Genomic DNA, 8,492 nt, shown 5'->3' on the forward strand with positions numbered 1-8,492 from the left:
ATCTAGAGGGCCCCTCAGGAGGACGGGGCGAGGACGGCGCCGAGCGCCTCGGTGACGGTGTCGACGGCCTCGTCCGACAGGTACGGCCCCACGGGCAGGCTCAGCACCTCCGCGGCGAGCCGCTCGGCGCGGGGCAGCCCGCCGTCCGCTCCGAAGCCTTCCTCCGCGTAGGCCGGCGTGCGGTGCACGGCCACGGGATAGTGGACCCGCGTCTCCACCCCGGCGGCCGACAGGCGTGCCTGCACGGCGTCCCGGTCCGTTATGCGTACCACGTACTGGTGCCACGCGTGCTCGGCCCACGGTGCCACGTCCGGCGTGACGATCCCCGGGACGCCGGCCAGCGCTGCCGTGTAGCGGCTCGCGACCCGGTCGCGCCGCGCGTTCCAGTCGTCCAGGTGGCGCAGCTTGACCCGCAGCGCCGCGGCCTGCACCTCGTCGAGCCGGGAGTTGGTGCCCTGCATCCGGTGGTCGTAGCCCTGTTGGGCGCCGTAGTTCCGGTGCAGCCGCAGCCGGTCGGCCAGTGCGGGGTCGTCCGTGACGACGGCGCCGCCGTCGCCCAGCGCTCCGAGGTTCTTGCCCGGGTAGAAGCTGAACGCGACGGCGTTGCCGCTGCCGACCCGACGGCCGCGGTGGCGTGCGCCGTGGGCCTGAGCGGCGTCCTCGACGACGGCGAGGCCGTGCCGGGCGGCGAAGCGGCCGACGGCGTCGAGGTCGACCGGGTGCCCGTACAGGTGGACCGGTATCACCGCACGGGTGCGGGCGGTCACCGCGGAACCGAGCTGCTCGGTGTCGAGTAGGAAGCCGTCCTCGGCGGGTTCGACGGGGACCGGACGGGCACCTGTCGCGGACACCGCCAGCCAGGTGGCGATGAACGTGTGCGAGGGGACGAGCACGTCGTCGCCCGGGCCGACCCCGTGGGCCCGCAGGGCGAGTTCCAGGGCGGAGAGGCCGTTGCCGGTGCCGACGCAGTGGGCGTTCTCGCAGTAGGCCGCGAACTCCGCCTCGAAGGCGTCGAGTTCGGGCCCGAGCGTGTACCACCCCGAGCGTGTGGCTCGGAGGACCGCGGCGTCGATCTCCCCCTGGACGTCGTCCAGTGCGTGCAGTCGCCGGACCTCGAAGAACGGAACGCAGCTCACGGCTGCCTCCTGACGTCTTCCAGGAACGCCGCGTAGTCGCGGTAGTAGTCCGTCTCGTCGTAGTGCTCGGATGCGAGGACCAGGCAGACGCTGTCGTCCGAGAAGTCGGTGATGTCGCGCCACACCATCGGACCCACGTACAGGCCGGTGCCCGGATCGTCCAGCCGGTACGCGCTCTGCCGGTGGCCGTCGTCGACCTTGACCGTGAAGCTGCCGTGAGCCGCGACGAAGAGCTGTTCCAGCGCGCGGTGCGCGTGGGCGCCGCGCGCGGTGCCGGTACGCGTGTGGTGCAGGTAGTAGATGCGCCGGATGGGGAACCCGGTGGTCCACTCCGATTCGACGATCGACAGGCTGCCGCGTTCGTCGTGGTGCTGTTCGAGCCCGATGAGTCGGCATGGCTTGACCCTGCCGACGGGCGTGTCGGTGGTTTTGGCCACCATCACTCTCTCTCCTTGCCCCTGATGCTCCCCGGCGCGGTGCACCGGACGGTCCGACGCCGGCCGGACGCCGTCCGCTACGTCGTGTGCTGTTTCACGTCCGTGCCGCGCGTCTTCGTCTGACCTCCGGGCCGTGCGCGACGGCGACGCGGACGACGTCGCAGATGATCTCGATGTCTTCGTCGCGGACAGCGGGGCCGGTGGGGAGCGCGAGGAGACGCCGGCACAGGTACTCGGCACCCGGCAGGGTGGTCGGGGCGGCTCCGGCGTAGGGCTTCATCCGGTGCAGCGGCTCGGAGAAGTACGGCCGGGCCAGCACATGCTCCGCGTGCAGCACCTGGAGCAGCAGGTCGCGGTCCAGGCCGGTCTGTTCCGGTTCGACGGTGACCATCATGTAGTGATGGCTGTTGCGGTGCCGGAGCCCGTAGTCGTACGGGGTCACGCCGGGCACGTCAGCCAGCGCGCGCAGGTAGGTGCGGTGGTTCGCCCGGTTGTGGGCGATCGTCTCCTCCAGCGACTCCAGCGAGGTCAGGCCCATGGCGGCGGCCGCCTCGCTCATCTTGCCGTTGGTGCCGACCAGCCCCACCGTGCCGTCCGAGGTGAAGCCGAAGTTCCGTGCCTGGCGCAGCCGTTCGGCGAGGTCGTCGTCGTTGGTGACGACGGCGCCGCCCTCGAAGCTGTTGACGACCTTCGTGGCGTGGAAGCTGAAGACCTCCGCGTCCCCGAAGGCGCCGATCCGGGTGTCGTCGTGGGTACAGCCCACCGCCGGCGCGGCGTCGAAGAACAGCCGTACCCCCGCCCCTGCCGCGATCTTCTCCAGCCGCGGCACGTCGCAGGCCTGACCCCACAGGTGCACGCCCAGGATCGCGCGGGTGCGGGGGGAGAGCAGCTCCGGGATGCGGTCGGGGTCGATCAGACCCGTCACCGGGTCGACGTCGCAGAAGACCGGCCGCAGCCCGCGCCACGCCACGGCGTGGGCGGTGGCGGGGAAGGTCAGCGCCGGGACGATCACCTCGTCGCCGGATTCCGCGCCGGTCCCCGGATCGCCGACGAGCATCTGCAGCGCCACGGTGGCGTTGCACATCGACACGCAGTGCCGGGTGCCGGCGAGTTCGGCGACCCGTTGCTCGAACTCCTCGCTCAGCGGACCCATGTTGGACAGCCACTCGGTGTCCAGCGCACGGTTGAGCCGCTCCAGGAACCGCTCCCGGACGATCGGGTTCGGCCGGCCGACCCGGTGGTTCCGCTCGAACGCCCTGGCGCCGCCGAACAGCGCCAGATCGTCGATGCCACCCTTCACCTGCACCACGTCCCCGACTCTCAGACCTGTCGCCGGTACGCGCGGAGCGCCAGCGGAGCGAACAGCAGGGTCAGTGCGACGGTCCAGCCGAGCGTCCACCACACCGAGTTCCCGAGCGGGGTTCCGGTCATGAGCCCGCGGATGGCGGTCGCGGCGTGCGTGATCGGGTTCACCTCGGCCCAGGCCTGGAGCCAGCCCGGCATCGTCATCGTCTCCACGAAGATGTTGCTGCCGAAGGTGAGCGGGAAGAGCAGTACGCCGCTGAACAGGTAGACCGTGGAAGCGGACTTGGCCAGCAGGCCGACCAGCATCGACATCCACGCCATGCTGCTGGCGAAGACGAGGGCGAGCAGCAGCCCGAGCACCGTCCGCACGATGTCGGTCTTCACCTCGAAGCCCTGCATCGCGCCGACGATGAGCATCGCCAGCACGCCGGCCGTGACCCGCACCAGGGTGCCGAGCAGGTGGCCGACCAGCGGGGCGATGCGGGCGATCGGCAGACTGCGAAGCCGGTCGAACACGCCGTTGGTGATGTCCTGGTGGAGACCCGATCCGGTGGCCAGCACCGCGAACACCGAGGCCTGCACGAGCAGGCCCGGGAGGGCGTACTGCAGGTACTGCTCGGAGCTGCCGGCGATGGCGCCGCCGAACACGTACACCAGCAGACCGATGATCATCAGCGGCTGCACCAGCGCGAAGCCGACGATCTCACCCGGGCTCGACTTCAGGTGCAGCAGGTTGCGGCCGCACAGGGTGAGGCAGTGCCGGACCGTCGCCAGGAGTCCGATCCGGTGGGTCTTCGTGACGTCGCCGACCGCGCTCATGCGTTCCCTCGATCCGTGGGCTGTTCGTCCCCGGCCTCCGCGGCCGCGGTCCGGGCTTCGGCCTCCGCCTTGCGGGCGGCCTTGCCGCGTGTCCCGGTCAGCGACAGGAACACCTCGTCCAGGCTGGGCTGCCGCAGAGCCAGCTCGCTGACCTCGATGCCGGCCTCGTCCATCCGGCGCATCACCATGCCGGGCAGCGCCGAGTCGTTGACCCGCACCAGCAGCCCGCGGCCCTCGACGGCGGGTTCCGTTCCGCTGAGGTCCTCGACGATCTTCGCCGTCTCGGTGAGCCGTGTGTCGTCCGCCGGCACGATCTCCAGCGCCTGCCGGTCGATCTTTGCCTTGAGCTGCTCGGGGGTGCCGCGGGCGATCGTGACGCCCTCGTCGATCACCACGATGTCGTGGGCGAGCCGGTCGACCTCCTCCATGTACTGCGTGGTCAGCAGCACGGTGGAGCCGCGGGAGACGAGGTCGCGCACGATGTCCCACATCTCGAGGCGGCTCTCGGGGTCGAGCCCGGTGGTCGGCTCGTCGAGGTACAGCACCGACGGTTCGCCGACCAGGCTGACGGCCAGGTCGAGCCGGCGGCGCATGCCGCCCGAGTACGTGGACGCCTTCCGGCCGCCGGCGTCCGACAGCCGGAAACGCTCCAGCAGTTCGGCCGCGCGCTTCTTCGCCGAGCTCCGCGAGTGGCCGAGCAGCCGGGCGACCAGGGTGAGGTTCTGGATGCCGGTGAGTCCCTTGTCGACCGACGCGTACTGGCCGGTGAGGCCGATGACGCGGCGCACCTCGTGCGGCTTGGAGGCCACGTCGTAGCCGCAGACCCGGGCGCTGCCGCCGTCCGGGCGCGACAGGGAGGCCAGGATGCGCACCGCGGTGGTCTTGCCCGCGCCGTTCGGGCCGAGGACACCGAGTACGGTGCCTTCCCGGGCCTGCAGGTCGAGGCCGTTCAGGGCGGTGACCTTGCCGAACCGCTTGACCAGGCCGTGCGTCTCGATCGCGTAGGTCATGGCGTCTCCCCGTCCGACGCAGGCGCCGCGCGCCGGGTGCAGAACCTCATGAGATCTCCGTAGCTACTCGGCCGGCGTGGGGCGCCCACACGGGGGCGTCCTCGGCCGGGGGGGCGTTCAGCCAGTCGTCGACCAGCAGGGCCGCCCGGGACGGGCCGCCCTCGGCCAGAAGGTGCATGCGCATGCGGGAGACGCGGCGCCGGATCTCCGGGTCCGTCGTCACCTGCTCCACCGCGGCCCTCAGCGAGTCCGCCGTGACGTCCTCGGGGAGCAGCGTGCGGCCGATGCCGAGCTGCTCGACCATCCGGCCGCTGACCTTCTCCTCGGGCGAGTACGGGACGATCACCAGCGGCTTGTCGAAGTACAGCGCGAGCAGCATGGTGCTCATCCCGGCGTGGCACACCACGGCGTCGACGTTCGGGACGACGGTGTGGAACGGAATCCACTCGTGCAGTTCGACGTGGCCTCCCGCGGGCGGGTCCCCGGGCAGGCTCTCCCTGCCCAGGGCCAGCACCGTGTGCCATCCGCCGTCGGCGAAGGCCGTGTCGCACATCCGGAAGAACTCGGGGTGGTCGTTCACCTCGGTACCGAGGGTGATCAGCACGGACCGTTCCGCCTCCGCCGGCGGGGTCCAGGTGCCACTGCCGGGCACCTCCTGCGCGAGACTGTGGCCGACGAAGGCGTACCGGTCGTCGAAGGTCTCGCCGTGCGGCTGGAACCACCGGGGCATCAGCACGAGGTTGCGGTCGTCGTAGTTGGTGAGGAACGGCATCAGTGCGTCCGGGCTCTCGCCCTTCGCCTCGAGGTACTCGCTCACCAGCTCGATGCAGCGCCCGATGTTGGCGCCGGCGCCGTCGAAGACCTCCAGGGCCAGCGAGTAGGTCTCGTTGGTGGCGGCGTAGGCGTACATCTGCACGGTGGGCCGGTTCCAGGCCAACGCGGCGTTGCGCGCGGTGAAGAAGCTCTCCAGGTCGTACAGGATCAGGTCCGGCACGTCGTCGGCGAAGGCCTCCAGCGTCCGGGGCAGGACGACGTCCATGCACTCGCGCAGGAAACTCAGCCCCAGGCTGCCGATGTCCTCGCCGGTCACCGCGCCGCTGCCGAGCCGGGCGCGCTGCGTGGGATAGGACACCACCCGGGCGCCGGTGGCCGCGGCCTGGTCGGCCAGGTGCTCGTCCAGCACGTACGTCACCCGGTGGCCCAGGGCGAGCAGGGTGCGCGTCAGCTCCAGCGTCGGGTTGACGTGTCCGTAGCCCGGGAAGACGAAGACCGCCACGTGCTTCATCGTGCCGCCCCCGCCGGTCATCGCAGGGCCGCTGAGGGGGCGCCGAGCCGTTCGCCGATGACGCGCAGCACGTCGGCGGAGTGCTCCATCAGGTAGAAGTGGCCGCCGGGATAGGTCCTCAGGTCGAAGGCGCCCTCGGTGTGGCCGCGCCAGGCCTCCACCTCCTCGTGGCTGGCCTTCGGGTCCGACTCGCCCGTCAGCGCCGTGATCGGCGCTTTGACCCGCACGTCCGGGGCGCAGGTGTAGGTCTCGGCGGCGCGGTAGTCGTTGCGGATGGCCGGCAGCACCATGCGCAGCAGTTCCTCGTCGCCGAAAACCCGCTGGTCGGTGCCGCTGAGCGTGCGCAGCTCGGCGATGACGCCGTCGTCGTCCCGCTGGTGCACCTGCTCGTCGCGGTGCGTGGAGGGGGCCCGGCGGCCGGAGGCGAAGATCCGCAGCGGGTCGCTGCCGTTGCTTTCCAGCCGCCGCGCGACCTCGAAGGCGAGGGTGGCGCCCATGCTGTGCCCGAAGAGGGCGAACGGCCGGTCCACGGCCTCACGCACGGCCGCGGCGACGCCGTCCGCGAGGTCCTCGATGGTCTCCAGCATCGGTTCGCGCCGACGGTCCTGGCGGCCGGGATACTGGACCGCGAGCACCTCGATCTGCGGGCTCAGCGCCTGCGCCACCGGTCGGTAGAAGGGCGCCGACCCGCCCGCGTGCGGCAGACAGATCAGCTGGACGGCAGCCTCGTCGCTCGGGAAGAAGCGCCGAATCCACGTGGCGGTGTCGTTCATCCTTGCCTCTCTGGTTCGCGGGCACGGACCAGCATGTCGGCTCTGACGTGCCACGAGGCGGGCCGCCGGCGGGGATCTGAGTGAACCCCTAGAGAGCCACTTGCCCTCCTAGGACCCTTCTGCGGGGCGTGGTCGTCTGGGACGGACGCCACGGACTGACAAGCCGGTCGCACGGGCCACGTCCCCCGGCCGGAACGGAGCGATCCGTCGACCTCACGAACCGGAGAGAGACTCCCATGCCGCCAACCACCGGACCCGGCGTTCTCCGTCAGGAAGACCCCCGGCTGACCGAGCGACTCGCGCAGTCGGCACGCGCGGTCGACGGCGTCGCCACCGGCGCGGAGGAGTTCGCGAAGTGGTTCGCCGACCGGTGTGCGAGCCAGTCGCAGGACGTCACGCCGATTCCGTTCCGGTCCATGCGCAACTGGACCTTCGCCTCCGGCACCGGGAACCTGGTGCACGACAGCGGCCGGTTCTTCACCGTCGCCGGCCTGGACGTGCGGGTCGACCGCGGGCCGGTCCGCGAGTGGTCGCAGCCGATCATTCTCCAGCAGGAGATCGGTCTGCTCGGCATCGCCGTCCGAGAGATCGACGGCGTGCTGCACCTGCTGATGCAGGCGAAGACCGAGCCCGGCAACCCCAACGGCGTGCAGCTGTCGCCGACCGTGCAGGCGACCAAGAGCAACTACACCGGCGTGCACCGCGGCCGGGGTGTGCCGTACATCGAGCACTTCCGGGACGCCGAGCCGCACCGGGTCGTCGCCGACGTCCTCCAGTCCGAGCACGGAGCCTGGTTCTACCGCAAGCGGAACCGGAACATGGTGATCGAGGTCGGCCCCGAGGTGGAAGCCGGCGAGGACTTCTGCTGGCTGACCCTCGGGCAGGTGCAGGAGCAGCTGCGGATCGACCACCGGGTCAACATGGACGCTCGCACCGTGCTGTCCTGCCTGCCCGGCGCCGAGCCGGCCGGTGGTGTGCACACCGGCACCGAGCTGCTGAACTGGATCACCACGCACCAGGCCATGCCGGACGTGGAGACCGAGGTCGTGGGCCTGGCCGGGCTGCCCGGCTGGCGGCGCACCGAGGACGCCGTGTCGCACGAGAGCGGGGCGTTCTTCAGCGTCCGCGCGGTGGACGTGGTGGCCAACAGCCGCGAGGTGAGCGGCTGGAGCCAGCCCTTGATCGAGCCGCACGGCCTCGGTGTCGTCTCGCTGATCGTCAAGCGTTTCGACGGGGTCCTGCACGCGCTGCTGCGGGCCCGCATCGAGCCCGGGTACATCGACGCCATCGAACTCGCCCCCACCGTGCAGGGCACTCCGGAGAACTACGCCGGCCTCCCGGACGAGGAGCGGCAGCCGTTCGCGGACGTGGAGCGGCACCTGGCGCACGACACGGTGCTGTTCGACGCCGAGATGTCCGAGGAGGGCGGGCGGTTCTACCACTCGCGCAGCCGCTACACGATCGTCGAGGTCGGTGCGGACTACCCCGACCAGGAGCCGCCCGGATTCCGGTGGGTGACCGTTCCTCAGCTCAGCTGGCTGCTCCAGCACCGGCACTACCTCAACGTGCAGGCCCGGAGCCTCGTCGCGTGCCTGCGGGCCGTCGCCGGCTGACCCGGCCCCCGGACGGACGGCGAGGGGCGTTCCGAGCGGCCCTCGCGGCCGGCGCCCCTTTCCGAGCGGTTCGGACACACAAGATCGCTTCAGTAGGCGGGAGCAGTACGATCC

The 8,492-nt window shown here is 71.1% G+C and carries 8 protein-coding genes; 1 reads left to right on the plus strand and 7 read right to left on the minus strand.

From position 1 onward, the window contains the following. Window positions 1-14 precede the first annotated feature (14 nt). From E4198_RS18080 to E4198_RS18105, 7 genes are all read right to left on the minus strand, one after another. On the minus strand, window positions 15-1,136 hold the full coding sequence (locus tag E4198_RS18080; RefSeq protein ID WP_210732849.1) for a DegT/DnrJ/EryC1/StrS family aminotransferase: 1,122 nt from the start codon (window positions 1,134-1,136) through the stop codon (window positions 15-17). Continuing rightward, window positions 1,133-1,576 carry an FdtA/QdtA family cupin domain-containing protein gene (locus tag E4198_RS25205; RefSeq protein ID WP_210732850.1) on the minus strand — a complete coding sequence of 148 codons (444 nt, stop codon included), beginning with the start codon at window positions 1,574-1,576 and terminating at the stop codon, window positions 1,133-1,135. The genes E4198_RS18080 and E4198_RS25205 overlap by 4 nt, the downstream gene beginning before the upstream one ends. A 91-nt stretch (window positions 1,577-1,667) precedes the next feature. Next, the gene (locus E4198_RS18085; protein WP_247597727.1) at window positions 1,668-2,882 is read right to left on the minus strand and encodes an aminotransferase class I/II-fold pyridoxal phosphate-dependent enzyme; all 1,215 of its coding nucleotides are present in this window, start codon (window positions 2,880-2,882) and stop codon (window positions 1,668-1,670) included. Between the two features lie 11 nt (window positions 2,883-2,893). Then, entirely contained in the window at window positions 2,894-3,697 is an 804-nt protein-coding gene (locus E4198_RS18090; RefSeq protein ID WP_136184084.1) for an ABC transporter permease, read from the minus strand. Continuing rightward, window positions 3,694-4,707, minus strand: a complete 1,014-nt coding sequence (locus E4198_RS18095) for an ATP-binding cassette domain-containing protein (RefSeq protein ID WP_136184085.1) — start codon at window positions 4,705-4,707, stop codon at window positions 3,694-3,696. Before E4198_RS18095 ends, E4198_RS18090 begins: the two co-directional genes overlap by 4 nt. Window positions 4,708-4,753: 46 nt before the next feature. Next, the gene (locus E4198_RS18100) at window positions 4,754-5,992 is read right to left on the minus strand and encodes a macrolide family glycosyltransferase (protein WP_247597728.1); all 1,239 of its coding nucleotides are present in this window, start codon (window positions 5,990-5,992) and stop codon (window positions 4,754-4,756) included. Between the two features lie 17 nt (window positions 5,993-6,009). Next, entirely contained in the window at window positions 6,010-6,765 is a 756-nt protein-coding gene (locus tag E4198_RS18105; protein ID WP_136184087.1) for an alpha/beta fold hydrolase, read from the minus strand. Between the two features lie 236 nt (window positions 6,766-7,001). On the opposite strand from E4198_RS18105, the gene E4198_RS18110 reads away from it, so the two are divergent. After that, complete coding sequence (locus tag E4198_RS18110) at window positions 7,002-8,378, plus strand: NDP-hexose 2,3-dehydratase family protein (protein WP_136184088.1); 1,377 nt, start codon at window positions 7,002-7,004, stop codon at window positions 8,376-8,378. Window positions 8,379-8,492: the final 114 nt, after the last annotated feature.

It is taken from the genome of Streptomyces sp. RKND-216 (assembly GCF_004795255.1).
In the GTDB taxonomy this organism is placed as follows: Bacteria; Actinomycetota; Actinomycetes; order Streptomycetales; family Streptomycetaceae; genus Streptomyces; species Streptomyces hazeniae.